This window comes from Nocardia tengchongensis (assembly GCF_054781395.1).
Genome location: NZ_BAAGUM010000003.1, coordinates 131,857 through 155,933, shown reverse-complemented (window position 1 = coordinate 155,933; position 24,077 = coordinate 131,857). Strand labels below are relative to the sequence as shown.

Sequence of the window (24,077 nt, the reverse complement as noted above, 5' to 3'; positions counted from 1 at the left end):
GGTGCCGGGCCTACAGCCCCATGTCCTTGGCGATGATCATTTTCATGACTTCGCTGGTGCCGCCGTAGATCCGGTTGACCCGGTTGTCGGCGTAGAGGCGGGCGATGGGGTATTCGTTGATGAACCCGTAGCCGCCGTGCAGCTGCAGGCAGCGGTCGATGACGCGATGCGCGACCTCGGTGCAGAACAGTTTGGCCGAGGCCGCGTCGGCGGCGGTCAGGGTGCCGTTGTCGAGGGCCTCGAGGGCGCGGTCGACCACGGCCTCGGCGGCGTCGACCTCGGCCTGGCAGGCGGCGAGCTCGAACTTGGTGTTCTGGAAGCTGGCGACCGGCTGCCCGAAAACGTTGCGCTGCCGGGTGTATTCCTTGGCGAACCGGATCGCGGCCTTGGCCTGCGCATACGCGCCGACGGCGATGGAGGCCCGCTCCTGCGGCAGGTTCTGCCCCAGGTAGGAGAAGCCCTTGTGCTCCTCGCCCAGCAGATCCTCGACCGGCACCTGAACGTCGGTGAAGTTGAGCTCGGCGGTGTCGGAGACTTTGAGGCCCAGCTTGTCCAGCTTGCGGCCGACGGTGTAGCCCGCCGACTTGGTGTCCACGGCGAACAGTGAGATGCCGTGGCGGCGATCGCCTTCGGCGGGTGCGGCGGTGCGGGCGCACACGATGACGCGGTCGGCGAGCACGCCGCCGGTGATGAAGGTCTTGGAACCGTTGAGCACGTAGTGCGTGCCGTCCGCGGAAAGCTTGGCGGTGGTGCGCATTCCGGCCAGATCCGACCCGGTGCCGGGTTCGGTCATGGCGATGGCGAACATGGTCTCGCCGGAGACGAAGCCGGGCAGCCAGCGCTGCTTCTGTTCCTGGGTGGCCAGGTTCAGGATGTAGGGCAGGCACAGTCCGACGTGCACGCCGGAGCCGCCGAGCGAGACCGCGGCGCGCGCGCATTCCTCGATGAGAATGGCCTGGAACTTGAAGGATTCGATGCCCGCGCCGCCGAACTCCTCGGGCACCTCGATGCCGAAGACGCCGAGTTCGCCCAGCTTGTAGTAGAAGTCGCGGGGCGCGATGCCCTGCTCGTACCACTGGTCGTAGACGGGCACGACCTCGGCTTCGAGGAAGGCCCGCACCGTCTCGCGGAAAGCCTCGTGGTCTTTGTCGAAAACTGTTCTCTGCATTGAATTGCTCCGGAAATCGTTCGTGAAAGGGGTTTCAGGGGAAGCCCCTGAGAGCCCCCGAGAGTTGGCCTGCGTTAGAGGCGGCGGCCGCCGTCGACGTAGATGGTCTGGCCGGTGACGAAGGAGGCGTCGTCGGAGACGAGGAACGACACCACGTTGGCGATGTCGGCGGGCTCGCCGACGCGGCGCAGCGGGGTGATCTTGGCGGCCTCGGCGCGGAACTCCTCGGGCGAGACGCCGACTCGCGCGGCGGTGGCGTCGGTCATCTCGGTGACGATGAATCCGGGCGCGACGGCGTTGACGTTGATGCCGAAGGGCCCCAATTCCATGGCGAGCGTGCGGGTCAGGCCCTGGATGCCCATCTTGGCGGCCGAGTAGTTGGCCTGCCCGCGGGCGCCGAGCGCGGACACGCTGGAGGTGTTCACGATCTTGCCGGACTTCTGCTTCACCATGTATTTCTGCGCCTCGCGGGTGCACAGGAAGGCGCCCTTGAGGTGCACGGACATGACCAGGTCCCAGTCGTCGACCGACATCTTGAACAGCAGGTTGTCGCGCAGCACGCCCGCGTTGTTGACCAGCACGTCGACCGAACCCAGTTCCGCGGCAATGCGTTCGAAGGCGGCGGCGACCTGGGTCTCGTCGGTGACGTTGCAGCCCACCGCGATGGCGGTGCCGCCGGCGGCGGCGATGGCGTCGACGGCGTCCTTGCAGGCGGCCTCGTCGAGGTCGACGATGGCGACGGCGAAGCCGTCGGCGGCCAGGCGGGCGGCTGTGCCGGCGCCGATGCCGCGCGCGGCGCCGGTCACGACTGCGACTTTCGACATGTGTGAATCTCCCTGTCCGTGAAGTGGTGTCAGTTGAAGGCGTTCACGCCGGTGAGGGCGCGGCCGATGAGCAGTTTCTGGATCTGACTGGTGCCCTCGTAGAGGGTGAGCACGCGCGCGTCGCGCAGATACTTCGCGACGGGGTATTCGTCGATGTAGCCGTATCCGCCGAACACCTGGATGGCGTTGTTGGCGGCCTTCACCGCGGCTTCGCTGGCGAACAGTTTGGCGACCGAGGCCTCGGTGCCGAACGGCTTGCCCTTGGCCACCAGGTCCGCGACCCGCCAGGTGAGCAGCCGCGCCGCCTCGACGTCGACGGCGATGTCGGCGAGGAGTTCCTGAACCAGCTGGTAGGAGGCGATCGGCTTGCCGAACTGTTCGCGCTGCCCAGCGTATTTCACCGATTCCTCGAGGCAGCCGCGCGCGACGCCGACGCACCCGGCGGCCACGCCCATGCGGCCCTTGTCGAGGGCGGCCATGGCGATCTTGAAGCCCTGGCCGAGTTCGCCGAGCCGGTTGGCGTCGGACACCCGGACCTGGTCGAGGACCAGTTCGGCGGTGGCCTGGCCGCGCAGGCCGAGCTTGCCCTTGATCTCGGTGCGGGTGAAGCCGGGGGCGTCGATGGGCACCAGGAACGCGGTCACGCCCTTGGGGCCGGGGCCGCCGGTGCGTGCGAAGATGATCGCGACCTCGGCCCAGGTGCCGTTGGTGATGAAGACCTTGGTGCCCGACAGCAGCCAATCCTTGCCGTCTGCAACGGCTTTGGTGGTGAGGCTGCCCGCGTCCGAGCCGGTGCCGGGTTCGGTGAGGCCGAAGCAGCCCAGCGCCTGTCCGGCGCACAGCCGCGGCAGCCATTGCCGCTTCTGCGCCTCGGTGCCGTAGGTCTTGATCGACTTCGACACCAGCCCGAGCGAGACGGACACGATGCCGCGCACCGAGCTGTCGCCGCGCCCGAGTTCCTCGAGCAGCAGGCAGTAGTCCAGGGGTGTGCCGCCGGAGCCGCCGTATTCCTCGGGGATCTCGATGCCGAGGAAGCCCATGTCGCCGAGTTTGCCGACGATGGCGGTGTCCACCGCTTCGGCGCGGTCCCAGGCCGCGGCGTGCGGGACGACCTCTTTGTTCACCCAGGCGCGGGCCAGCTCGCGCATTTCGCGCTGTGCTTCGCCGAGTTCGAAGTCCATGGTTGCGATAGCTCCTAACCAAACGGTGTTAGGTTTATGACTCGACGTTATCCTAACAGTGTTCGGTTCATCAAGGACCGGGTGCTAAATTCGAGGTCCACGGAGCGCCGCCGGTGCCGCCCGACCGCAGGAGGTGCGCCGCATGGCCAGGCCGAAAGTGCCGCTGCTGAGCCGCGAACGCATTCGCGACGCCGCGCTGAGCCTGATCGACCGCGACGGCCTCGCCGAACTGTCCATGCGCAAGCTGGCCGCCGAACTGGGCGTGCAGGCCGCCTCCCTCTACACCCACTACCCCACCAAGGACGCCGTCCTCGACGACATCGGCGGGGTGCTCATGGCCCGGGTCGACGCCTCGGCCTTCGATCAGGGCTGGCGCGCGGGCATCACGCACTGGGCGCACTCCTACCGCGACGCCCTGGTCCGCCACCCCAATTTCGTCGCCTTCCTGGCCGCGGGTCCCGGCACCCGCGACGAGAACCTGCGCATCGCCGATGCCGTGCACGGTGGCCTTGTTGCCGCGGGCTGGCCGCCGCGCGACGCCACCATGATCGGCGCGGCCACCCGCTATCTGGTCATGGGCGCGACGATGGGCTCGTTCTCCCGCGGCTTCGTCGACGATGTGCAGGTCTATCGGGACCGCTATCCACATCTGGAACAGGCTCACCTGTTGCGCGCCAAGGCCGACGAAATCGACTCCGAGAGTTTCGAATTGGCGCTGTCCGCGTTCCTCGACGGCCTGCAGTTGCGCTTCGACACCATCGCGAAGGAGCGGGCGCGGCGCCGGCTGTCGCGCTCGGCGAATCCGCGCTCCGACCGGGACTGAGCCCGTCCGCCGTCGCACTCAGCGAGACGATTTTGGTCAATTGTCCGAATTTGCTGCGAAAGTGCCGAACTCCGGCTATGTTGCGCCGCATGTCTCGTACTCGTGCATTGGTGGCCGCCGCCGCGCTGGCCGCATTCCCCTTGGCGACGGCCGCCCCGGCGACCTCGGCGCCCGTGGTGAACAAGGTCGTGGTGATCGGCATCGACGGCACGCTGTGGAGCGAGGTGCAGGCGGCCAATGCCCCGAACCTGGGTCTGCTCGCCGCGCAGGGCACCCTGGCTCGCACCTCCATCGCCCCGCACACCACCATGTCGTGCGTCTCCTGGGCGACGGCGCTGACCGGGGTGTGGGACACCAAGCACGGCATCAAGGACAACGACTCGACCTGCACCCCCGCCCCTTTCGCGCAGTATCCGACGGTGTTCACGCAGCTGGAGCGGGCGAAGCCGAGCCTGTCCACCGCGTCGCTGGGCACCTGGGACAAGATCGGCATGATCGCCCGGACCGGCAGTCCCGCGGCGGACAAGGTGTCGGTGACGCAGGTCGATCCGACCGGCGCTGGAGTCTGTGAGACGACGGCGGATTCGAACGCCACGGCGCAGGTGGTCTCCGCGATCACCGACAGCGGCACCGATTTCACGTTCACCCACCTCGATCAGGTCGACATCGTCGGCCACACCCTGCGCGGCATCTGGCCGCAGGCGTACCGGGACGCGATCGGCCGGGTGGACACGCTGGTCGGCAAGATCACCAAGGCGGTCGACGACCGCGCTCGCGCGCACGCCGACGAGCGCTGGACGATCCTGGTGACCACCGACCACGGGCACAAGCCCGAGGGCGGTCACGGCGGTCAGAGCGCCTACGAGACAGCGAGTTTCATGATCGCGCGCGGCCCTGACTTCGCGGCGGGCGCGCAGAACAACGGCTTCACGCTGGCCGACGTCACCCCGACGGTCCTGGATCTGCTGGGCGCCCCGGCGGATCCGAATTCCGACGGCCGTTCGGTGCGCCTGGGCGGTTCCGGTGATCCGGCCGCCGCCGTGCCGAACACGCCCGCGATCGAGTCCGGCCTCACCGGTTCGTCGTCGGGTTCGGCGCAGATGCTCATGGTCAACAATCCGCTGTGTCTGGTGGCCAGTGGATCGAGCGGTGGATCGTTCGGCAAGTAGCCACCACGTAGCGCCACTGCTCACAAGGAGCGGGTCCGCCGTTCGGCGGACCCGCTCTCGTTGTTCCCGCTCCGGTCAGGAGAGCTGCGTCTTCGCGGCGTCCTCGTAACCGACCTGCTCGGGCGCGTCGGCCGGCCCGTACACCAGATGGATCACCCCGGTCTTGAACGGCGTGGCCGAAACCAGCTGCAGCGGAATCGAACTCCCGTCCTCGAACAGCCGCACTCCGCCGTTGCGCAGCGCGACCGGATGCACCAACAGATGCAGTTCGTCCACCAGTCCCGCCGCCAACAGCTGCGCCACCACCGACGGCGACCCGCTCATCGCGATGTCCCCACCGTCCTCGGCCTTGAGCGCCGCGATCCCTTCGACCAGGTCCCCGCGCAGCTGCTCGGAGTTCCGCCAGCCGAACTCCAGTTCCCGATGCGACACCACAACCTTCCGCATGTCCCCCAACGCCTTCGCGAACCCGGCGTCCTCCCCGCCCGCGGCCTCCCGCTCGGGCCAGGCCCCCGCGAACCCCGCATAGGTCACCCGCCCGAACACCAGCGTGTCCGCCCCCGCGACCTGGGCCGACACCGCCTCCCCCATCTCGTCGTTGAAGTAGGGGAAGTGCCAGTCCTGCGGCTCCGCCACAATCCCGTCGAGTGAAATGAACAGCCCCGCCGTAACCTTGCGCATCACTGTGCTCCTTGCCGGTCGTTGATTCGAATGTCGCGCGCGCTCACTGATACGACGGCGCCCCCACCCGAAATTCATCGCTCCCCCCTGCCCGATTCGGCCCGATCCAACCGCGATCCGGCCCCCGCGCCCCACAACCGCCACCACGCCGCCTTTCCCGTGGTGCGCCAACTCCCACCCCTCGTACGGTTGAATCCCGCCCTGTGGAGCCCAACGTGAAGCGCCTACTCTTCATCACCGCCGCGGTCATCTCCGCCGCATCCACCTACACCTACGCCCTCTCCCCCGGCCACTACGGCGCAGTAATCGCCATCGGCGCAGTCCTCACCCTCTGGTTCGTAGGCAAAGCCATGGAATGACCCACCCGCGCTTTCCGCCGGTTCAATGGTTAGCCAATCAATTACAAGGCGTGTTCTCTCGATCATGCTGTCGTGTCGCAGGATTCGAAACTATGATCGATTGCGTGAGTGAATGCGCTGATGACACGTTCTCTGCCGTGGAGGTGGTGGAGCGGCTTCGCGTTGTGCACTCGATGATTGCTGTCGCACAGGCCGAAGAGATCGCGTTGATGGCACAGCTCTATCGCCTGCGCCGGGCCCAGCAGCTCGCACTGGGAGTCGGAGCTTTGTACGCGGGTGAGGACGCCGCGACGGAGATCGGGATGGCGATCAAGGTGTCGCAGCGGTCCGCGGACGGCTCGATCGCTCTGGGTCTCGGGTTGAATGAGCGATACCGAGCCACCCGGGAGGCCTTCGCGGAGGGCCGGATCGATCTGCCCCGGGCGCGAGCCATCTCCGAAACGCTGGTCAATGCTTCCGATGAACTCCTCGCGACCGTGGAGCCACGCATCGCGGCCTATGCGGAACACGCTGAACCGCAGCGGGTTCGCCGCACGCTGCGGCGATGGCTGCTGGAGGCGGATCCAGCCGGTCAGGCCGCCCGCCGCAAGTCCGCCGAGGCCGACCGGTACGTGAAGGTCACCGCCGCCGAGGACGGCACCGCACTGCTGGAGGCCGTACTGCCCGCCGCCGGCGGACAAACGGTATACGAGCGCTTGCGCGAAATGGCGAGCACCCAGTGCTGCGGCCAGGACCCCCGCACCACCGGTCAGCGCCGAGCGGACGCCCTGATCGCCCTCGCCGACGGCACCGGCCGCCTCGCCTGCCGGTGCGGCCACAGCACCTGCCCACGAAGCGATTCCGGGCAATCGACCCCCGCCGTCCGCAAGGCCCTGGTGCAGGTCGGCGTCTCGGCCGAAACACTTGCGGGACTCCAGGACAACCCGGCGCTCCTGGCAGGTTTCGGCGCGATCGACGCCGACCTGGCCCGCCAGATCGCCCGCCACGCCCACTTCGACATCATCACCGACACCGACCGCCCCACCGCCGACGCCGCCGCACTGCGCTATCGCCCGCGCGCCCGAGTAGCCGCACGAGTCCGAGCCCTCGACGGAACCTGCCGCGCACCGGGCTGCTCAGTACCCGCCGCAGCCACCGACCTCGACCACCAGGACCGTTTCGACCACACCACCCCCGAAAGCGGCGGCCCCACAACCGAAGCCAACCTGGGCTGCCGCTGCCGCCGCCATCACCGACTGAAAACCATCGCCGACAACGGTTCCAACGGCTGGCAGGTAATCCACCACCCGGATCGCACCGTCGAATGGCGCTCCCCGAGCGGCGGATCGGTCACCACCACTCCGGAAGGCGCAAGGTTCCTGTTCCCACGCTTGCCGATACCCCCGGTCACTGCCGCCGGTGTACCCGACGCGGCCGCAGTCGAGCCGCTGATCGATCCAGGCCAGGCCCTCAATGCCATGACCGAACTCGTACACGTGTACTGCACGCCCAGGCAGCGACGAAGTCATCGCCAGTCCCGCCGCAATCCACCCGCCATCGGATCCATTGCTGTGCTGTCTGCACTCGAGCCGCCCTTTTAGCGGAGGAAGACGAGACCCTCCTGGTTGGTTCCCAGGCCTGGCCGCCGATCGGGCTGGCGCTGCGGACGAGGTCGGTGTCGGTGGTGCCGGGGACCAGCGGGTTGACGCGAATCCCGCTATTTCGGCGCGGTCAACTCCAACGCGATGTTGTCCGGATCCCGAAACTCCAGGATATAGCTGAAGCCGATGTCCTTGATGTCCTCATGGGCAACCCCGCACGAATCGAGATGCGCGGCCGCGGCTTCCAACTCCCCCAGCGAGCCCACCGAGAACGCCAGATGGTCGAGCCCGACCCGATTTTCGTCGAAGCGATCACTCCCCGCCGGCCGCAACCCGATCAACCCCTGCGGTACCCGATAGATCACCCCACCGTGCAAGAAGCTGAGCCGCTGCCGCGTTTCATCGTTCGCGTCGTCCGGCACCTCCAACGCCACGGGCCACCCGAAGACCTTGTCGTAGAACGCCCTCGACCGCCCGATATCACCCACGGTCAGCCGGATATGCGCAACGGACTCCACAGCGATCGCCATGCCACCGATGCTGGCACACCCCCGCCCTACCCGCCGGTTCGAGCCCGGCACACGCGGCGGGGGCGCACACTGGACCGCAAAGCCACACACCCCGACTCAGAGCGCTCGCCAGGTCCAGGGCTTCGGTACCAGTCCTCGGATGCATGCGATGCGGTGCTCGGCTTCTATCGCGGCTGATCTCGTCGTATCCGATCGACCGAGCGCGAAGCCCACCCATCGAAACTCTTGGATGTCGGCGAGAACCCGGTAGCCCGGCCACCGCGTCACGTCGTAACCGCCGTAGGAGTCGACAAAGCTCTGATACTGGCCGTCGGTGATCCGCCGGAAGTCGGTGTGATCGACCGCCAGTTGAACGAGATCCCATTCGCGCCAACCCATGGATACCTTGTCGAGGTCGAGCACGGTGGGATCACCAGAGGGAGGCACCACGAGATTTCATTGCCAGGCGTCGCCATGAATGACGCAAGGAGGCGAGGGATCGCCCAACTGGTCGTACCGCCGGAGCAGCTGGGTGTACCGCTCCAAAAGCCATGAGCGGTCGCCTTTCTCGATCGTGGTTGCGGTCTCGATGTGTTCTCGCAGCCCATCGAATGGCGCGTAGTCCGGCAACGGGAACTCGGGAGGCGTCAACGCGTGCAACTGGCGGAGCATCCTGCCCAACTCGACCGGCGTGGACGGCCGGTGATCGGGTATCGCCGCGCAGATCATCAGGCGTGGGCGGTCTTTCCGCCGTCTATGACCAGTTGCGCGCCTGTGAGGTAGGGGAATTCCGGGGATGCGAGGGTCAGGGCGAAGGCGGCGATCTCCTCTGGCGACGCCAGTCTGCCCATTCCGGGGACGTTGGATTGTGCCCACTGCTTCATGGCGACCCGGTACGCGTCGTCGGGGAGGTGGCCGATCGGGCTGGCGTTGCGGACCAGGTCGGTGTCGGTGGTGCCGGGGACCAGGGCGTTGACTCGTATTCCGTGGCTCGCGTAGTCGAGTGCTGCGGATTGGACGAGGCCGACCAGGCCGCGTTTGCTTGCCGTGTAGGCGGCGCGGCTGGAGTCGGTGGCCAGGGCGTTGCTCGAGGCGGTGACCACGATCGTTCCGCCGCCGCCTCGGATCAGGTGTGGGACTTCGTATTTCATGGCGAGGAAGGTGCCGCGCAGGTTGGTGTTCAGTACTCGGTCGAATTCGTCGGCGGTGTACTCGTGGAGCGGCTTTTGAATGGTGATGCCCGCGTTGTTGAATGCGACGTCGAGTCCGCCGTAGCGTTGGGCGGCGGTGTCGATGAAGTCGCGGACGTCGGATTCGATGAGGACGTCGGCGTGGATGTAGGTGGCCTCGCCTTGCCCGTGCTCGCGTCGTCGATTGTCCGATTGTCGTTGTCGCTCATGCCTTTCACCCTCGCAGCCGCATCGATGCGGCGGATCCGACCGCGGTCCGGTCCGGGCGGCCGGTCGGAGGAGGAGGTTCTCCTCCCTGCGGAGGAATCGCGGCGTCGTGCCGGTGCGCCATGATGATTGGCGTGGTTGGTTCCTCCGGCGTCACCCGAAGTGCCGAGTCGCTGCTCGGTGAGCGCATGCTGCCGGTCCGGCTCGCCGTGTTGGCCGCGATGGCCGCGGGTTGCCTGCTGTTACTCGGGCACGAGCCCAGTGTGTTCGACTGGGTGCTCGGGATGCTCGCGGTGGCTGCGTCAGGCTTGGGGGTGCGCTGGCCGATGTCGGCCGCGTTGCTGACGAGCAGTCTGCTGATCCTCGGCTTCGAATTCGGGCATACGGGACCGATTGTCGCGAAGGTCGCGGCCGGTATCGCGCTCGCGGAGTTGACCGCTCGCCGCGGCGGCTGGCGATCGCTGCTCGCGGCGGGCGTCCTGGGAGCGGCCTACCTGCTGCATCCGGTCGGCGGTTCCGCGGTGATGCTGTATCGCGCGGTGGTCATGGCCCTGGTGCCGCTGCTCATCGGCGGTCTGCTGCGGGTCGCCTGGGCCCGCGCCGAACAGTCCGCCCGCGAAGCCGCCGCGCTCGAGCAGCGGCGGGACCGCGAGATCGCCGCGGCCAGGGAGGCCGAACGGACCGCCATCGCCCGCGAACTCCACGATCTGATCGCCCATCACGTGTCCTCGACCGTGCTTCGGGTCGGCGTCGCCCGCCACGCGGTGCCCGACGCGCCGCCCGCCTTGCTGGCGGTGCTCGACGACATTCACGCCACCGGCAAGCAAACCCTCACGGACCTGAGGAAATTGGTGACGATCCTGCGAGATCCGGCGAGCAACGGCGAGTCGTTCCTGTCCCCCGCGGACCTGCCCGAAGCCCTCGCCGAGGCCGTCGAGCGCGCCCGGCGCGGCGGCATGTCCGTGACCGCGGACCTGGCCGAGGACGTCGCAACCGCGGACGCGTTGCGCGCGCTGACGGTGCTGCGCCTGACCCAGGAGGGGCTGGCCAATGTCGCCAAGCACGCGGGCCCCGATGCGAGCGCGTGGCTGACCATCACCGTCGGCGCGGCCGGTGACCTCGACTTCACCTTGCGCAACAACGGTTCTCCCGGTCCAGCCGCGACTCGCAGAGCCGGCGGCGTCGGATTGGTCGGCCTGCGTGAACGCGTCGAACTGCTGGACGGCGTGTTCAGCTCCGGGCCATGCGGCTCCGGCTGGCAAATCCACGCCCGCCTGCCCCAGCGCATCGGCGCGCCCGCATGACCATCCGCGTACTCATCGTCGACGACCAGCAACTGGTCCGTGCGGGCCTGCGAATGCTGTGCCATACCGCCGCCGATCTCGAGGTGATCGGCGAGGCCTCCGGCGGTTCCGACGCCGTCCGGCTCGCCGCCGACCTCACCCCCGACGTCATCCTGATGGATCTGCGAATGCCCGGCATGGACGGAATCCGCGCGACCGAGCGGATCCTGGCGGCCCGCCCCACCGCCCGGGTCCTGGCCCTGACCACCTTCGACGATGACGATCACCTCTATCCGGCCCTGGAAGCCGGCGCCTGCGGCTTCCTGGTCAAGGACGCGGCGCCCGCCGACCTGCTCGACGGCATCCGCCGGGCCGCGACCGGCGAACGCCCGTTCTCCCCGGACGTCCTGCACCGCCTGGTCGAATCGGCCGTGGCCGCGCATTCGGATGCGGAGGACGAAATCAGCGGTCCCCCAGACCTGTACGCCCTGACCCGGCGCGAGGCAGATGTGCTGGCCCTGCTCACCGAGGGCTTGTCCAACGCCGAGATAGCGGCTCGCCTCGTCCTCGGCGTGACCACCGTGAAAACCCACGTCACCAACCTGATGGCGAAAACCGGCTCCCCCAACCGGGTCCGCCTCGCCATCTACGGCCTGCGTCACGGAGCCCGCTGAGTCTGTCGAAACGACACGGGCCCCGAGCTGAGTTCAGCTCGGGGCCCGGATGTTTCGCGGCTTACTTCAGGCGGAGGCTGCCGAAGAGGCCGTCCTTCTCGTCGTTGGGGCCGGCGGTGAAATAGAGGGCGTCGGCGTCGCCGAGGCTTTCACCGTTGCCGAACATCAGGCCCCAGAGGCCCTCGATCTCGGCGGGCTTGCCGTCGGCGTCGCGCAGGTAGTCGACGAACTTGCCGGACTGGTCATCGAGGGCGAGGATGTGGCCCGCACCGCCGAAGTTGCCGACCAGCAGCTTGCCGGCGAGGGGGCCGAAACCCTGCGGGGCGACGGTGACAGCCCAGGGGGCGTTGAGGCGGCCGTCGGCGTCGAGGGTGCGGACCAGCTTGCCGGTCTTGTCGAATTCGGCGACCTGACCCTTCTTGGCCTTGTTGCCGTCCTTCTTCTCCTGGTCCTTGTCGGCCTTGTCCTCTTCGCCGGCCTTCAGCTTGTTCGGGTCGCCGCCCTCGGACTGGGTGATGGCGTAGGTGACGAACACGCGGTCACCGATGGTGGCGACGTTGAAGGGGGCCGGGTCGCCGACCTTGATCTTCTTGCCCTTGGACGCGTCGGCCGGGTCGACGGCGTCACCGGTGGCGAAGGGGTTGGCGAAACCGGTGGTGGGCACCAGCTTCCAGTCCTTGTCGAAGGTGCGGACCTGCGGGTCCTTGCCGAAGTCGGCGGCCAGCAGCTTGGTGCCGGAGGGGTCGAGGGCGATGCCCTTGAAGTTCATGCCCTGCGCGTGGCCGTCGTATTCGAGCACGGCGGGGCCGTCGTGGCGCACGATCGCGCCGCCGGCGCCCTGCTCGGTCCAGCCGGAGATCTTGCCGGAGTCGGTGGCGAAGATGAATCGCGCGGAGCCGGTGAGCTTCTCGTCCTTGCCGTCGTAGCTGACGGGCTGGTCCTTGACCGCGAAGATGTCGGAGGTGATGGGGGCCGGGTTGAAGACGACGCCGGTGGTCTTGCCCTCGCCCTCGTCGCCGTCCTCGTCCGGGATGGAGTCCGCGCCGGGGATGGTGACCAGCTTGAGCGGGTCCTGGAACATCTTCTGGTACTTGGCCTCCGGCGACTTGGTGACGTCGCCGACGAACTGGAAGGAGTAGCCGCCCGCGCCAACCCAGAAGTGGCCGCCCGCCCCCTTGGGCCGATCCGCGATACCCCAGGCGTTGATGAAGTTGGGGTCGGTGAACTGCGCCTTGTCGGAAGCCTTGTTGGAGGCGATGTTGACCTGGGCGTAATGGTTGCCGTCGAGCGCCTTGACGTCGTCGGAGTCCGACTTCGTGCTGGTGCACGCCGCCGCCACGACCAGCGCGGCGCCCAGAGCCGACACACGCAGCAGGGTCTTGCCGCTCGATCGTCCGTTCATTTCGTTCCTTCCAGCAAACGCCCAGGTGCGGCGTTAGGTGATGCTAACCATAACTGGAAGAACGAGCCTTGTCGTTAGGGGACCCTCATTTCCGTTCGGAAATGATGTTTCCACTGGTCCAGGGCTCAGCGAGCAGCCTGCGCGCCGTGTCCGACCCGTCCAGCACCCGGGTCACGCGGCGCACGATCCGCCACCCGGCCGAGGTTCGCGCCAACTCGAAGTGATTGGCCCCGGCCCGCCACACGAAGAACTCACCGTCGCGGTGGCGGACCAGCAGCGACTCGCACACCGCCGTCGCGGTGTCACCGTCGACGATGACCGCCGCCGGACCCAGGAAATGCGCCGATCCGGCGGCGATCAGCGATTGGTGCGCGGTCGACTCGACCATCGCCCGCACCTGCCCGCGGTCGCGCATGTGCCAGCCCTCGACGTCGTATTCGCCGTCCTCGGTCCACATGTCGGCGACCTCGGCGGCGGCTCCGGCGTCGACCAGCGGACCGTAGGAGGCGATCAATCGGGTGATGGCCAGCTCGTCCTCGACCCGCAGCAGCCGGGCCTCGAGGGCCGCGAGACGCTCTTCACTCATGAGAATCCTTCTTCTACAGCAGTTCTCGGTCGACGAGTTCGCGCAGCGCGGCGAGTTGCTCGCAGTAGTGCCCAGCGTCGTTCGCCCGCACGGTGCAGGTCAGGTGGGTGGCACCGGCGTCGCGCAGCGCCGTCAGCCGGCGTAGCGAATCGGCTTCGTCACCTTGCGGATCCAGTGGGGCACCCGGCGAGAGCACGATGTCGAAGCCCTCGGGCACGGTCACTGTCGCGAGCAGCTCCGCGATCTGATCGGCCTTGAGCCCGAACGGCACCCACCCGGTGCCGAGCGTCACCGCCCGGCGAAGCGACCGCCGCGTGCGCCCGCCCACCCAGATGGGCACCGTGGTGCGCACCGCGTGCGGTTCGACCACGAAGTCCTCGACCTCACGACGCCCCCAGGCCCGGCGCAGTCGCGTCAGCGCCGCGTCGGCCAGCGCGCCCCGGTCTTCCCAGGCCGCGCCGAGCAGCGCGAATTCCTCGGCGAGAGAACCGACTCCGACTCCGAGCACGACGCGGCCATTGCTGAGCCGGTCGAGGGTGCCGTAGCTCTTGGCCAGCGCCAGCGGATGGTGATACCCGAGCACGAGCACCGAGGTCGCGAGCCGGATCCGGGTGGTGTGCGCCGCCAGATAGGACAGTGTCGCCAGCGGATCCCAATAGGTCGCGCCGCGCACCGTGGCCGCCGCGGCGGGCACTCCGACATGGTCGGCGCAGGTCAGGTGGTCGAAGCCGAGTTCGTCTGCGGCCCTGGCGATCCGGGTCAGATCCTCGGGTCCCGCGGTGGCTTCCCATGGCGACGCGATGCCGGGCACCTGCACCACGATGGGCGTGGACAGTCCGAGTCGCAGGCTCATCGCGCCGCCCGCTCGGGCAGTCCCATGAGCCGCCGCATGCCCCGGTCGGCGCGCAGCACGGCGGCCGCCCGATCCGGGTCGTTGCGTTGCGCGGCCCCCGCCTCGTTGCCGGACATGATGTGGACGGGCCCGTGCCCGAGCCGCGAGAGTCCTTCGCGCGCCACGTCATCGGGTTCCGATACCGGCATCCCGGGTACGTCGAAGTCGAGTCCGACCCGTTCCATGGCCGGTGTGCGGGTCACGCCGAGCACCAGTTCGAGCACGTCCACCCCGTGGTCGCCGAGCTCGAGCCACAGGCTTTCGGCGAAGATCCGCCCGAACGCCTTCACCCCGCCGTACACGGCGTGGTGCTGCGACCCCAGATACCCGGCCAGCGATCCGACCATCAGGATCGCGCCCCGGCCACGCGCTTTCATAGCGGCCCCGAAGTGGTGGATCAGCCCGAGCGGCGTGGTGATGTTCAAATCGATGACCTGCCCGAACGCGGCCAGATCCCCGTCGACGAACGGCGCGCTGTGGGTGTTGGCCCCGGCATTGAGCACCAGCAGCCCGACCTCCACGTCGGCGACCGCGGCGACGATCTCCGCCACGGCGGTGGGTGCGGTCAGATCGGTTGCGAGCGTGCGCACCTCGACCCCCAGTTCCCGACACTCCGCGGCGGTCGCCTCGAGGGGCGCGGTCCGCCGCGCCACCAGCAGCAGCGCGATCCCGGCGCGCGCCAGTTCGAGCGCGAACGAGCGCCCGACCCCTTCCGATCCGCCGGTGATGACCGCCCACGGCCCGTAACGTTGCGGGTCAACCCCGTCCATCGCGACTTCCTCACCTGTGAGTTCGAACTCGGTCTTCTCCAGTTCTACAAACTTCCACCCAGAAAAACTAGAGTGAATTCTAGTAATCGGACAGAAGGTGGATTCATGCCGCGCATCCAGGACTCCCGCGCGCCCGGTCGCGTCTCGACGGCCCGGCAGCTGGAGCGCCAACGCGCGATCCTGCGTTCGGCCGCCCGCCTGGGCGCGGAGCACGGCCTCGAGCGCGTGCAGATGAACGAGGTCGCCCAGTCCGCGAGCGTCGCCCTGGGCACCCTCTACCGCTACTACCCCTCCAAGCATCACCTGTTCGCCGCGGTGCTCGATGGCGCGGTGCGCGAATTGCCGCACCCGGCCGCGGTTCCCGGCGACCCGGTCACCGGGGCGACCGACTTCCTGACCCGCGCCGTCGGCGAGCTGCTGCGCCGCCCCCTGCTGGCCCGGGCGATGATGGTGTCGATGAACGCGGTCCGCGCCGAAGGCCACGCCCTCCCCTCCGAGCCCGCGCCTCCCGAAACACCCTCCACCGCAGCAGCTCTCGTCACCGATCACGTGATGCCCGACCGCATCCTCACCGCAGCCGGCATCACCGACCCCACCGACGAGGACCACCGCCTGGCCCGCCTGCTCGAACAGTGCGTCTACGGCATCCTGACCTGGACCATCGCCGGCCGCCTCACCACCGAGCAAGCCCTGCACGACGTCCGCCGCGCCTGCGAACTGCTGTTGGCGCCGTGGCGCCCGTCCCGGTGAGCGCCCACAGCACGCCCACCGGCGGTGCGCTTCAGGTGGCCGTTTGGCGTGCTTCCTGACCGAACGAGCCGACGGGCAGGGAGCCGTCGGGCAGTTGAAGTTCGCCGGATTCGAGGCGCCTGCGCAGATACCGGAAGATCTGGGCGGTTTGCGCGAACAGGTGTTCTCCGGCGCGCAACGGTGCGCGTTCGGGGCGATCGGGAGCGGTGAATTGCGGCAGCGGCTCGACGACGGTGTCGTAGTCGACGTTGAAGAACAGGGGGAAGGAGTAGCGCTCCTGCTGCACCTTGCGGACCCGATGGGTGGTGGCGATGAATTCGCCGTTGGTCCACAGCTCGAGCATGTCGCCGATATTGATGACGAACGCGCCGGGGATGGGCGGAACGTCGATCCACTGTCCCGCGCCGTTGAGCACCTCCAGGCCGGGAGCGGTCGGCGCGAGCAGGGTGAAGCATTCGAAGTCGCTGTGCGCGCCGATGCCGACCGCGTCGTCGGGCTCGGGGTTGAAGGGGTAGTGGATCAGGCGGAGCTGGCTGGGGGTCTTGGTCGCGTAGCGCAGGAAGGTGTCGGGATCTTCGCCGAGGGCGACGGCGAAGGCCCACAGCAGTTGCCGGCCCACCCCGATTACGGCCTGGTAATAGTCGGTCACGGTGGTGTCGAAGCCCGGGAGGTCGGGCCAGGTGTTGGGCCCGAGCATGGGGTTGCCGGCGAGGTGGTCGGGATCGTCGGCGGGGAGATCCAGGGCGGTGTCGAAGGCCTCCTTGAGGTCCGGTTTGCCCTCGTCGGTGCCCTCTTCGCCGGTCGGCACGTAGCCGCGGTGGCAGCGGGAGAGTCCGATGTAGGAGCGCATCTTCTCCTCCAGCGGCAGCGCGAAGAATTCTTCGGTGGCGGCCAGCAGCCGTTCGAACAGCGCCGGGTCCAGGCCGGTGCCACTGATGTAGAAGAACCCGACTTCCCGTGCGGCCCTGCCGATCTCACCGGCCACGGCCAAGCGGTCGGGCTCGGACGCGGAGCGCAGACCGGACACGTCGATCACCGGAACCGAGGTGAAGGAGGTCGCCTTACTCATAGGATCACGTTTCCTTCCGTGTAGCGGACGGTCCACTCCGGGGTCACCGGAGCGCCGTCCGCGTCGATAGTGCTGGTGCACAGTGTTCTTCCGGGTTCCGCGCCGGTGCCCCACCGCGGATCGAGGAGTTGCCCTTCCCGATAGGGCAGGGCCGAGTCGGTGATGAACCATTCGCCGTGTGAGACGGTGCCCAGGGAAAGCTCCACCGCCCCTGCGGTATCGCGGTGTGCCCAGCCGAAGCGGTCGCCCGCCCGGAGCAGGATCGCCGCATCCCCGCCGGGCGCTTCGAGGTCCATGGCCCAGCAGGTCTCGGGAACCTCCGCCCGGGTCCAGTGCTCGAAATAATCGGCGTGCACACCGATTTCGACGAGCACCTCGCCGGAGTAGCTCATCCGCCCCTCGTCGGGAAACGGCCCCGGCGGCTGCAGTTCGATCCGCCGCCGCCAGTGGAAGACCTGGTCGCGCTGGGTGAGTTCGCCCGCGAACCCGTCCTGCATGTGCAGCCAGGCTCGCTGCTGCGAGCTCAGTTCGGCCGCGCACCGCACGCTGTCGAAGTCCGGTCGCGGCGTCGGCCGGCGCAGATCCACGAATCGGGTGAGCCCTTGCAGCCACTGCACATCCGTGGTGGTGTCCTGGGTGCCGTCGGTGTCGACGAGCAGCGTCCGCTGCCACAGCCCCGCGCACTCCGACATCAGCACGGGCGGCGCCGATTCCCGCGCGGTCACCGTGCGAACCGTTCGTGGAAGTGATCGGTCCAGTGTGGCCAGGCGTGCGGGTCGTGCCCGGGAATCAGCGCGTACCCCTTGTCTGCGGCGAGCCGTTTGAGCCGGCGAATCGGCTCCACGGTCTGCTCGGCGTCGACGCCGATGAACCCGCCCACGGGCAGCTCGTGCTCGATGTTCTCGGTGAGATCGGCCGCGTCGAAGGCGAAGACGAACCCGCCCCCGCCCACCGAGTGGTCCAGCTCCACCATGAAGCTCTGATGCCCGGGGGTGTGCCCGTAGGTGGGGACGGCGGTGATGCCGGGGGCGATCTCGGCCTCCCCGTCGGCGAGCCGCCAGTCGATGCGCGGATCGTCGTAGTCGATGCGCGCCATCGCATGGTGTTCGGGCTCGGGATGATTCGACATCCCGTACTCGAGCTCGCGGCGCTGCGCGTGCACCGGCACCTTGCCCGCGAACAGTTTCAATCCGCCCGCGTGGTCGTGGTGCAGGTGGCTGACCGCGACGGCATGGATGTCGTCGATGTCGACACCGATGTCGTGCAACGATTCCTCGATCGGCTCGCCCGGGCCGGGCAGGACCGGAATGTATTCGACGCTCGGGTAGAAGCGCCGGTACAGGGCGGGGTCGCGGATCAGCGCGGTATTGAATCCGGTGTCGAGCAGCACCCACCCGCCGTCGGTCTGCAACAGCACGCCCGGGGTGGGCTCCCGCAGCCGTTCGTGGGCCGGGCTGCCGTGTACCGAAATGGATTTGGGCAGGTCTTCCCAGCCGAGGGTGAGCAGGACGATGCGGCGTACCAGTCCGGTCATGGCTCAGCCCACCGACAGGGTGGCCAGGCGCAACGAGTTCGGCTCGGTCACCATGTGCGATTCGGCCAGGCCCTTGAGCCACGGTTGCGCGACGACGAAGTCGTCGACGTCGGCGATATTGAGCCAGCAGCCGGTCGCGGAGGCCTGGGCGGCGGCGTGTGAGAAGACGTCGTCCGCGCCGGACTGCCGGCCCGCCGACAGCGAGGCGGTCAGATCGGGCGCCGAGCAGTTGAGGTAGTTCAGCCCGCCGTCCGGGTCGAAGTTGATGTGGCCCCAGGTGTAGGGCGAGGGCGCGTCGGGCCAGCCTGCCAGCAGCAGCATTTCGGGCGCGTCGTCGGCTTTGGTGCCGGGCCAGCCGTAGATCTGCGAGGTGGGGTAGCCCTGCACTTTCGCGGTGATGCCGACGGTGGCCAGCTGGGTTTGGACGAGGTTGCCGACCAGCTGGTTGTCGGGGTTGCTGGAGTCGAATCCGATGGTGACCGTCTTCTGGTCGGCGGGCAGGGCGGCGACCACCTTGGCCAGTGCCGAGGTGTCGTGCGTGATGCCCTGTTTGGCGAATTGGGCCGCCATCATGTTCGGCGGGTACACCTGGTCGGCGACCTTGCCGCGGCCGGAGTAGGTCTGCTGGACGATCTGGTTGACGTCGATCGCCTGGAGCAGCGCGGCGCGCGCGGCCTGGTTGGTGAACATCCCCTTGTGCGGGTTCACATAGAAATAGTTCGACATCATCGTGGGCAGTGAGTAGTTCGCGAACTTGCTGTTGACGATGTAGGACGACACCGCCGAGGACGGCAGGTCGTGCAGCACCGCGGCGAGCTGGCCGTTGTTGAATTGCAGCTGCTGGGCCGAGGTGTCGGTGACGACCGGCAGATCCACGGTGGTGAAGTAGGGCTTCGCGCCCCAGTAGTCGCCGAAAGCGGCCAGGCCGTAATGGGATCCGACCTGGGCGTCGGTCAGCGTGTATGGTCCGGTGCCCAGATCATGGGTGCTCAAAAAGGTTTGGTCGTTGTCGCTGCCGGCGTTCTTCGCCAGTCCGGTCGGGCTGAGCATGCGCGGCCCGTACGGCGAGGCCAGGTAGTCCAGGAAGACCGCATTCGGGGCCTTGAGCGTGATCGTGGCGGCGTAGTCGCCCTGGGTGGTCACCGAGTCGATGTCGGAAACCATGTACGCCGGGCCCTGATTCACCGCGAGCCGCCGATCGAACGACGCCTTGATGGCCGCCGAGGTGAACGGGGTGCCGTCGTGGAATTTCACGCCCTGGCGCAGGGCGAAGCTGAACACCTTGTTGTCCGGCGAGGCGGTCCAGGAGGTGGCGAGCAGAGGTTGCAGCTGCGCCTTGTCGGTTCCCGGCGCGAATTGCAGCAGGCCCTCATAGATGTTGGTGGTCAGCAGCAGCCCCTGACCGGCGTAGTACACGTCGGGGTCCGGCGGCTGTCCCGGGTCCTGGAGGAACGACAGGTGCAGCACCTTGTCGGTGGGTGCGGCGTTGGGGGTCTGGTTGCCGGAGCCGCCGCAGGCGGTGAGGGCGAGCAGGGCCGCGCCGGCGAAAGCCGTGGCGGCGAACCGGTGTCGAGCATGGATCATGGCGGTTCCTTCGAAGTGACGGGGTGGGAAGCGAGGGCGTCAGACGGTGACGAGGCGCGGGTCTGCGGCGGCCTGCAGCAGGTCGACGGCGGTATTGATGACGACGTAGCAGGCGCCCAGCAGCAGGGTGACGCCGGCGATGGCGGGGAAGTCGGCGACCGGGATGCTCTGCGCGATGTACTGGCCGATGCCCGGCCAGCCGAACACCTGCTCGACCACCAGCACGCCCGAGAACATCAGCCCCACTTGCAGTCCGGTCATCGACAGCGCCGCGCCGACGCAGTTGCGCAGCACGTGTTTCAGCAGAATTCCGGTGGGGCCGAGGCCTTTCGCCTTGGCGGTGCGGGCGTAGTCGCTGTCGATGTCGGTGAGCAGGCTCGAGCGCAGCACCCGCCCGATGGCCACCGCCGGGCCGAGGGCGATCACGAGGGCCGGCAGGATCAGGTGGGCCAGCGCGTCGGTGACGACGTCGAACCGGCCGGCGAGCAATCCGTCGACGGTGAGCAATCCGGTTGGGCCCGTGGGCGCTCCGCCGATCGCGCTGCGTCCGTTGGCGGGCACCCAGCCCAGCTGCTGGTAGAACACGATCAGGCCGACAATGCTGAGCAGGAACATCGGCGTCGACGCCCCGGCGAACAGCACGGCGCGGAAGACGCCGGAGCCGGGCCAGCGCAGCGTGGTGGCGAAGGCCAGCAGCGCCGCCAGCGCGAGTGCGATGAGCAGGGCGAACAGCGCCAGTTCGGCTGTCGCGGGGACGAAGTGGGCCAGATCGGTGCTGACGGGGCGGCGGGTGCGGTAGGAGGTGCCGAAGTCACCGTGCGCCGCAGCGGTCAGGTAGTGCCAGAACTGCACGGGCACCGGCCGATCCAGCCCGAGCTCGTGCCGGCGCGCGGCGATCGCCGACTGCGAGGCGGAACCGCCCAGCTGGGCGTGCACCGGGTCCAGCGGCGAAATGCGTTGCAGGACGAACATGACCGCGGTCAGGGCGATGAGGATCGCGACCATCGCGGCGAGGCGGGAGAATACGAAGCTGCGCACGCTATCGGTCCTTCTTCATCAGGTTGCGCAGGCAGTCCCCGGCGACCGTGCCGATCAGTGCCAGCACCGTGACGCCCAGGCCCGGCATCACCGGAATCCACCACTGCTGCAGGAAATAGCTGAGATTGCGGGCCGCGTCGGCGCCGAGTTCGGGCGCCGGCGCGGGCTGTCCGAGACCGAGGAACGACAGCGAGGACAGGGTGAGGATCAGCGTGCCCAGATCCAGGCTCGCCGCGACCAGGGCGCCGGGCGCCGCACCCGGCAGCAGATGCCGCCACGCGACCCGGATCGGTCCGGCCCCCAACAGTTTCGCCGCCTCGACGTGCGGCCGCGCGGCCAGCGCCGCGACATCACCGCGCACCAGCCGCGCGTAGAACGGCCACCAGACGATGGACACGGCGAACAGCGTGTGCGTGAAGCCGGGCCCGAGCGCGGCGACGACGGCGATGGCCAGCACCGGGCCGGGCAGGGCCAGGAAGGCGTCGGTGATCCGCATCAGCAGCCCGTCGACCCAGCCGCCGGCCGCGCCCGCGATCAATCCGATCAGACCGCCCACCAGCACCCCGCTCGCGACCACGGCCAGCGCGGCGAACCAGCTGGCGCGCATGCCGTAGAGCACGCGGCTGAGCAGATCGCGGCCGATATTGTCGGTCCCGAGCAGGAATCCGCCCTGGCCGGGCGGTTGCAGCGGCAGCCCGACCGGGAGCAGCGGATCGTGCGGGGCCAGTACCGGCACCGCGAGGGCGACCAGCGTCACCATCGCGATCAGCGACACTTCGGCCCAGTTCCAGGCATTCGGAAAAGACTTCGGCACCACCGACAGTCGCGCACTGCGCCACCGGAGGAGTGCGGGCGCCGCGACGGTCATCTCAGCTCACCTTCCTTTCGATACAGGCCACCTGGTGCACGTCACCGGGAGTCCCCTCCAGCCGGACATCGAGTCGCTCGTCGCGGCAGGCCGGGACGGCGATCGGGCAGCGCGGGTGAAAGGCGCAGCCGGGCGGCGGCGAGAGCGGGCTGGCGGGTTCCCCGGCGGGGGCCGCGGGTGGATGCGCGGGATCGGGAATGGAGGCGATCAAGGCCCGCGTGTACGGGTGCGCCGGATCACCGAGAACCTGCTCGGCCGTGCCGATTTCGACGATGCGGCCGAGATACATGACCGCGATCCGGTCGGCGACCACCCGCGCGACCGCGAGGTCGTGGGTCACGAACACGACCGACATGTCCAGGCTGCGCCGCAGGTCGCCGATCAGATTGATCACCGACGCGGCGAGCGAGACGTCCAGCGCGCTGGTGGGCTCGTCGCACAGCAGGATCGGCGGCGGCACCACGGTGGCCCGCGCCAGCGAAACCCGCTGCCGCTGACCGCCGGAGAGCTGGTCGGCTCGCGCCTTGGCCACCTCGGGCATCAGACCCACGCGCCGCAGCGCTGCCTCGACGGCGCGGCCCCGGTCGGCCCGCGACAGCCCCGATCGCAGGAGTCGCTCGGAGATCAACTCCCCCACCGACATCCACGGTGTGAGCGATGCGCCCGCGTCCTGGAAGACCATCTGCGGCCGCTGCCCGTCGGCGCGGGTCACCGTTCCGCTGCTCGCCGGTTCGAGTCCGGCGATCACCCGCAGTAGCGTCGATTTCCCGCATCCGCTCTCGCCCACCAGGGCCACCGACTCTCCGCGCGCCACCGTCAGTGACACCCGGCGCAGCGCGTGCAGGGTGGTGCGCCTGCGGATCCCGCCGACGGTGAAGGTCTTGGTGACGTCCTGCACCGTGACCGCCGGAGTGGTTGCGGGTCGGTCGATCTCGGCCGGCGCGGGGGCGGGTTCGACCGCGGGGAGGTCGGCGGCTGTCGGCAGCAGGCAGGCGGTCACGCGATCCGGCGACATCGGTACCGGGTCCGGTGGTGTGACGGTGCAGGCGGCGGTCACGTGATCACAGCGCGGCGCGAAAGCGCAGCCGGGCGGCGGGGCGGCGGGGCTGGGCACCTCGCCGGCCATCGAGGTGAGTCGTTGCCCGCGTGGCGTATTCAGGGTCAGCCGCGAGCGCAGCAAGCCGCGGGTGTAGGGGTGCGCGGGTGCGGCCAGTACGTCCGCGGTCGGTCCGATCTCGGCGATCCGGCCCGCGTAGAGCACCGCCAGCCGGTCGGAAATCTGCGCGGCGACGCCGAGATCGTGGGTGATCAGCAGAATGCCGCAGCCCAGCTCGTCGCGAATCCCTTGGAGCAGTGCGAGAACCTGGGCCTGCACGGTGACGTCGAGGGCCGTCGTCGGCTCGTCGGCGATGATCAATGCCGGATTGCCGGCGATGGCCATCGCGATCATCACCCGCTGCCGCAGCCCACCGGAGAGCTGGTGCGGAAAGCTCCGCATCCGCTGCCCGGGCTCGGGAATTCCCACCGCCCGCAGCAGCCGCTCCGCCTCCTCGGGCGAGCCCGCGGCCTCCGTCACCTGCTTGCCGATCCGCATGGTCGGATTGAGCGAGGTCATCGGATCCTGGAACACCGCACCCAGATCCAGCTTGCGCACCCGCCCGCGGGCCTTCTCACCCCCGCCCACCATGTCCGTCTCGCCGACGGTCACCGCGCCCTGCACCCGGGCCGTGCCCGGCAGCAGGCCCAGCAGCGAGAACCCGAGAACGCTCTTCCCCGAGCCGGATTCGCCCACCAGTCCGAGGATCTCCCCGCGCCGCACCCCCAGTGTCACTCCCCGCAGCGCGGACAATTCCCGTCCGCCTCGGCGAAACGTCACCCGCAGCTCATCGACCCGCGCCACCTCGGCCACCGTGGTCTCCACCAGTGCAGTGCTCAT

General features: G+C 68.7%; 25 protein-coding genes. 7 read left to right on the top strand and 18 right to left on the bottom strand.

Annotated elements, in window-relative coordinates; genetic code table 11:
• Window positions 1-10: 10 nt before the first annotated feature.
• The 3 genes from ACYVKL_RS03570 to ACYVKL_RS03560 form a co-directional block, all read right to left on the bottom strand.
• Window positions 11-1,168 (bottom strand): acyl-CoA dehydrogenase family protein, encoded by a 1,158-nt coding sequence (locus ACYVKL_RS03570; RefSeq protein WP_379171175.1) that lies wholly within the window; start codon window positions 1,166-1,168, stop codon window positions 11-13.
• A gap of 74 nt (window positions 1,169-1,242) precedes the next feature.
• A complete protein-coding gene (gene fabG / locus ACYVKL_RS03565; RefSeq protein ID WP_379171177.1) occupies window positions 1,243-1,992 on the bottom strand; it encodes a 3-oxoacyl-ACP reductase FabG in 750 nt (249 codons plus the stop codon).
• Between the two features lie 29 nt (window positions 1,993-2,021).
• Window positions 2,022-3,173: an acyl-CoA dehydrogenase family protein gene (locus ACYVKL_RS03560; RefSeq protein ID WP_379171179.1), complete on the bottom strand. Its 1,152-nt coding sequence runs from the start codon at window positions 3,171-3,173 to the stop codon at window positions 2,022-2,024.
• A gap of 142 nt (window positions 3,174-3,315) precedes the next feature.
• Here ACYVKL_RS03560 and ACYVKL_RS03555 point away from each other — a divergent pair, with 142 nt between their 5' ends.
• Both ACYVKL_RS03555 and ACYVKL_RS03550 read left to right on the top strand, forming a co-directional pair.
• Window positions 3,316-3,996 carry a TetR/AcrR family transcriptional regulator gene (locus ACYVKL_RS03555; RefSeq protein WP_379171181.1) on the top strand — a complete coding sequence of 227 codons (681 nt, stop codon included), beginning with the start codon at window positions 3,316-3,318 and terminating at the stop codon, window positions 3,994-3,996.
• A gap of 89 nt (window positions 3,997-4,085) precedes the next feature.
• Window positions 4,086-5,165: an alkaline phosphatase family protein gene (locus ACYVKL_RS03550; protein WP_379171183.1), complete on the top strand. Its 1,080-nt coding sequence runs from the start codon at window positions 4,086-4,088 to the stop codon at window positions 5,163-5,165.
• 75 nt (window positions 5,166-5,240) lie between these two features.
• On the opposite strand, the gene ACYVKL_RS03545 is transcribed toward ACYVKL_RS03550, so the two are convergent.
• Window positions 5,241-5,846, bottom strand: coding sequence for a dihydrofolate reductase family protein (locus tag ACYVKL_RS03545; RefSeq protein ID WP_379171185.1), 606 nt, complete (start codon window positions 5,844-5,846; stop codon window positions 5,241-5,243).
• Between the two features lie 215 nt (window positions 5,847-6,061).
• On the opposite strand from ACYVKL_RS03545, the gene ACYVKL_RS03540 reads away from it, so the two are divergent.
• The gene (locus tag ACYVKL_RS03540) at window positions 6,062-6,205 is read left to right on the top strand and encodes a hypothetical protein (RefSeq protein ID WP_379171188.1); all 144 of its coding nucleotides are present in this window, start codon (window positions 6,062-6,064) and stop codon (window positions 6,203-6,205) included.
• Window positions 6,206-6,309: 104 nt separating this feature from the next.
• On the top strand, window positions 6,310-7,785 hold the full coding sequence (locus tag ACYVKL_RS03535) for an HNH endonuclease signature motif containing protein (protein WP_379171189.1): 1,476 nt from the start codon (window positions 6,310-6,312) through the stop codon (window positions 7,783-7,785).
• A 116-nt stretch (window positions 7,786-7,901) separates the two neighbouring features.
• Here ACYVKL_RS03535 and ACYVKL_RS03530 read toward each other — a convergent pair whose 3' ends face one another.
• The 3 genes from ACYVKL_RS03530 to ACYVKL_RS03520 all read right to left on the bottom strand — a co-directional run bounded on the left by ACYVKL_RS03530 (window position 7,902) and on the right by ACYVKL_RS03520 (window position 9,613).
• Entirely contained in the window at window positions 7,902-8,315 is a 414-nt protein-coding gene (locus ACYVKL_RS03530; RefSeq protein WP_379171191.1) for a VOC family protein, read from the bottom strand.
• A gap of 96 nt (window positions 8,316-8,411) precedes the next feature.
• Complete coding sequence (locus tag ACYVKL_RS03525) at window positions 8,412-8,717, bottom strand: hypothetical protein (RefSeq protein WP_379171193.1); 306 nt, start codon at window positions 8,715-8,717, stop codon at window positions 8,412-8,414.
• 305 nt (window positions 8,718-9,022) lie between these two features.
• Window positions 9,023-9,613 (bottom strand): SDR family NAD(P)-dependent oxidoreductase, encoded by a 591-nt coding sequence (locus ACYVKL_RS03520; RefSeq protein ID WP_460771184.1) that lies wholly within the window; start codon window positions 9,611-9,613, stop codon window positions 9,023-9,025.
• Between the two features lie 212 nt (window positions 9,614-9,825).
• Here ACYVKL_RS03520 and ACYVKL_RS03515 point away from each other — a divergent pair, with 212 nt between their 5' ends.
• Together ACYVKL_RS03515 and ACYVKL_RS03510 are read left to right on the top strand one after the other, a co-directional pair.
• Window positions 9,826-10,995 carry a sensor histidine kinase gene (locus tag ACYVKL_RS03515; protein ID WP_379171195.1) on the top strand — a complete coding sequence of 390 codons (1,170 nt, stop codon included), beginning with the start codon at window positions 9,826-9,828 and terminating at the stop codon, window positions 10,993-10,995.
• Window positions 10,992-11,648, top strand: coding sequence for a response regulator (locus tag ACYVKL_RS03510; protein WP_379171198.1), 657 nt, complete (start codon window positions 10,992-10,994; stop codon window positions 11,646-11,648). The genes ACYVKL_RS03515 and ACYVKL_RS03510 overlap by 4 nt, the downstream gene beginning before the upstream one ends.
• A 61-nt stretch (window positions 11,649-11,709) precedes the next feature.
• Here the strand turns inward: ACYVKL_RS03510 and ACYVKL_RS03505 are convergent, their stop codons facing one another.
• The 4 genes from ACYVKL_RS03505 to ACYVKL_RS03490 all read right to left on the bottom strand — a co-directional run bounded on the left by ACYVKL_RS03505 (window position 11,710) and on the right by ACYVKL_RS03490 (window position 15,298).
• Window positions 11,710-13,050, bottom strand: coding sequence for a TIGR03118 family protein (locus ACYVKL_RS03505; RefSeq protein ID WP_379171200.1), 1,341 nt, complete (start codon window positions 13,048-13,050; stop codon window positions 11,710-11,712).
• Window positions 13,051-13,135: 85 nt separating this feature from the next.
• The gene (locus ACYVKL_RS03500) at window positions 13,136-13,636 is read right to left on the bottom strand and encodes a nuclear transport factor 2 family protein (RefSeq protein WP_379171202.1); all 501 of its coding nucleotides are present in this window, start codon (window positions 13,634-13,636) and stop codon (window positions 13,136-13,138) included.
• Between the two features lie 13 nt (window positions 13,637-13,649).
• Window positions 13,650-14,483, bottom strand: coding sequence for a TIGR03619 family F420-dependent LLM class oxidoreductase (locus ACYVKL_RS03495; RefSeq protein ID WP_379171486.1), 834 nt, complete (start codon window positions 14,481-14,483; stop codon window positions 13,650-13,652).
• A 2-nt stretch (window positions 14,484-14,485) separates the two neighbouring features.
• On the bottom strand, window positions 14,486-15,298 hold the full coding sequence (locus ACYVKL_RS03490) for an SDR family NAD(P)-dependent oxidoreductase (protein WP_379171204.1): 813 nt from the start codon (window positions 15,296-15,298) through the stop codon (window positions 14,486-14,488).
• A 105-nt stretch (window positions 15,299-15,403) separates the two neighbouring features.
• On the opposite strand from ACYVKL_RS03490, the gene ACYVKL_RS03485 reads away from it, so the two are divergent.
• Window positions 15,404-16,048, top strand: a complete 645-nt coding sequence (locus ACYVKL_RS03485) for a TetR/AcrR family transcriptional regulator (protein ID WP_379171206.1) — start codon at window positions 15,404-15,406, stop codon at window positions 16,046-16,048.
• Window positions 16,049-16,079: 31 nt separating this feature from the next.
• Here ACYVKL_RS03485 and ACYVKL_RS03480 read toward each other — a convergent pair whose 3' ends face one another.
• From ACYVKL_RS03480 to ACYVKL_RS03450, 7 genes are read right to left on the bottom strand one after another with little or no spacing between them, the layout of a single operon-like run.
• Window positions 16,080-17,117, bottom strand: a complete 1,038-nt coding sequence (locus ACYVKL_RS03480; RefSeq protein WP_379171208.1) for an isopenicillin N synthase family dioxygenase — start codon at window positions 17,115-17,117, stop codon at window positions 16,080-16,082.
• Complete coding sequence (locus ACYVKL_RS03475) at window positions 17,114-17,842, bottom strand: hypothetical protein (RefSeq protein WP_379171210.1); 729 nt, start codon at window positions 17,840-17,842, stop codon at window positions 17,114-17,116. The genes ACYVKL_RS03480 and ACYVKL_RS03475 overlap by 4 nt, the downstream gene beginning before the upstream one ends.
• Window positions 17,839-18,651, bottom strand: a complete 813-nt coding sequence (locus ACYVKL_RS03470) for an N-acyl homoserine lactonase family protein (RefSeq protein ID WP_379171212.1) — start codon at window positions 18,649-18,651, stop codon at window positions 17,839-17,841. Before ACYVKL_RS03470 ends, ACYVKL_RS03475 begins: the two co-directional genes overlap by 4 nt.
• Before the next feature lie 3 nt (window positions 18,652-18,654).
• Window positions 18,655-20,235 carry an ABC transporter substrate-binding protein gene (locus tag ACYVKL_RS03465; protein ID WP_379171214.1) on the bottom strand — a complete coding sequence of 527 codons (1,581 nt, stop codon included), beginning with the start codon at window positions 20,233-20,235 and terminating at the stop codon, window positions 18,655-18,657.
• Between the two features lie 39 nt (window positions 20,236-20,274).
• Window positions 20,275-21,273: an ABC transporter permease gene (locus tag ACYVKL_RS03460; RefSeq protein ID WP_379171216.1), complete on the bottom strand. Its 999-nt coding sequence runs from the start codon at window positions 21,271-21,273 to the stop codon at window positions 20,275-20,277.
• 1 nt (window position 21,274) lies between these two features.
• Window positions 21,275-22,141, bottom strand: coding sequence for an ABC transporter permease (locus ACYVKL_RS03455; protein ID WP_379171218.1), 867 nt, complete (start codon window positions 22,139-22,141; stop codon window positions 21,275-21,277).
• Between the two features lies 1 nt (window position 22,142).
• Window positions 22,143-24,077 carry a dipeptide ABC transporter ATP-binding protein gene (locus ACYVKL_RS03450; protein WP_379171220.1) on the bottom strand — a complete coding sequence of 645 codons (1,935 nt, stop codon included), beginning with the start codon at window positions 24,075-24,077 and terminating at the stop codon, window positions 22,143-22,145.

Bases quoted from the DNA above. Each gene is read 5' to 3' on its own strand.
- ACYVKL_RS03570 (WP_379171175.1), bottom strand. From the start codon at position 1,168: ATGCAGAGAACAGTTTTCGACAAAGACCACGAGGCTTTCCGCGAGACG.
- fabG (WP_379171177.1), bottom strand. From the start codon at position 1,992: ATGTCGAAAGTCGCAGTCGTGACCGGCGCCGCGCGCGGCATCGGCGCC.
- ACYVKL_RS03560 (WP_379171179.1), bottom strand. From the start codon at position 3,173: ATGGACTTCGAACTCGGCGAAGCACAGCGCGAAATGCGCGAGCTGGCC.
- ACYVKL_RS03555 (WP_379171181.1), top strand. From the start codon at position 3,316: ATGGCCAGGCCGAAAGTGCCGCTGCTGAGCCGCGAACGCATTCGCGAC.
- ACYVKL_RS03550 (WP_379171183.1), top strand. From the start codon at position 4,086: ATGTCTCGTACTCGTGCATTGGTGGCCGCCGCCGCGCTGGCCGCATTC.
- ACYVKL_RS03545 (WP_379171185.1), bottom strand. From the start codon at position 5,846: ATGCGCAAGGTTACGGCGGGGCTGTTCATTTCACTCGACGGGATTGTG.
- ACYVKL_RS03530 (WP_379171191.1), bottom strand. From the start codon at position 8,315: ATGGCGATCGCTGTGGAGTCCGTTGCGCATATCCGGCTGACCGTGGGT.
- ACYVKL_RS03510 (WP_379171198.1), top strand. From the start codon at position 10,992: ATGACCATCCGCGTACTCATCGTCGACGACCAGCAACTGGTCCGTGCG.
- ACYVKL_RS03505 (WP_379171200.1), bottom strand. From the start codon at position 13,050: ATGAACGGACGATCGAGCGGCAAGACCCTGCTGCGTGTGTCGGCTCTG.
- ACYVKL_RS03500 (WP_379171202.1), bottom strand. From the start codon at position 13,636: ATGAGTGAAGAGCGTCTCGCGGCCCTCGAGGCCCGGCTGCTGCGGGTC.
- ACYVKL_RS03490 (WP_379171204.1), bottom strand. From the start codon at position 15,298: ATGGACGGGGTTGACCCGCAACGTTACGGGCCGTGGGCGGTCATCACC.
- ACYVKL_RS03485 (WP_379171206.1), top strand. From the start codon at position 15,404: ATGCCGCGCATCCAGGACTCCCGCGCGCCCGGTCGCGTCTCGACGGCC.
- ACYVKL_RS03480 (WP_379171208.1), bottom strand. From the start codon at position 17,117: ATGAGTAAGGCGACCTCCTTCACCTCGGTTCCGGTGATCGACGTGTCC.
- ACYVKL_RS03470 (WP_379171212.1), bottom strand. From the start codon at position 18,651: ATGACCGGACTGGTACGCCGCATCGTCCTGCTCACCCTCGGCTGGGAA.
- ACYVKL_RS03465 (WP_379171214.1), bottom strand. From the start codon at position 20,235: ATGATCCATGCTCGACACCGGTTCGCCGCCACGGCTTTCGCCGGCGCG.
- ACYVKL_RS03455 (WP_379171218.1), bottom strand. From the start codon at position 22,141: ATGACCGTCGCGGCGCCCGCACTCCTCCGGTGGCGCAGTGCGCGACTG.
- ACYVKL_RS03450 (WP_379171220.1), bottom strand. From the start codon at position 24,077: ATGAGCACTGCACTGGTGGAGACCACGGTGGCCGAGGTGGCGCGGGTC.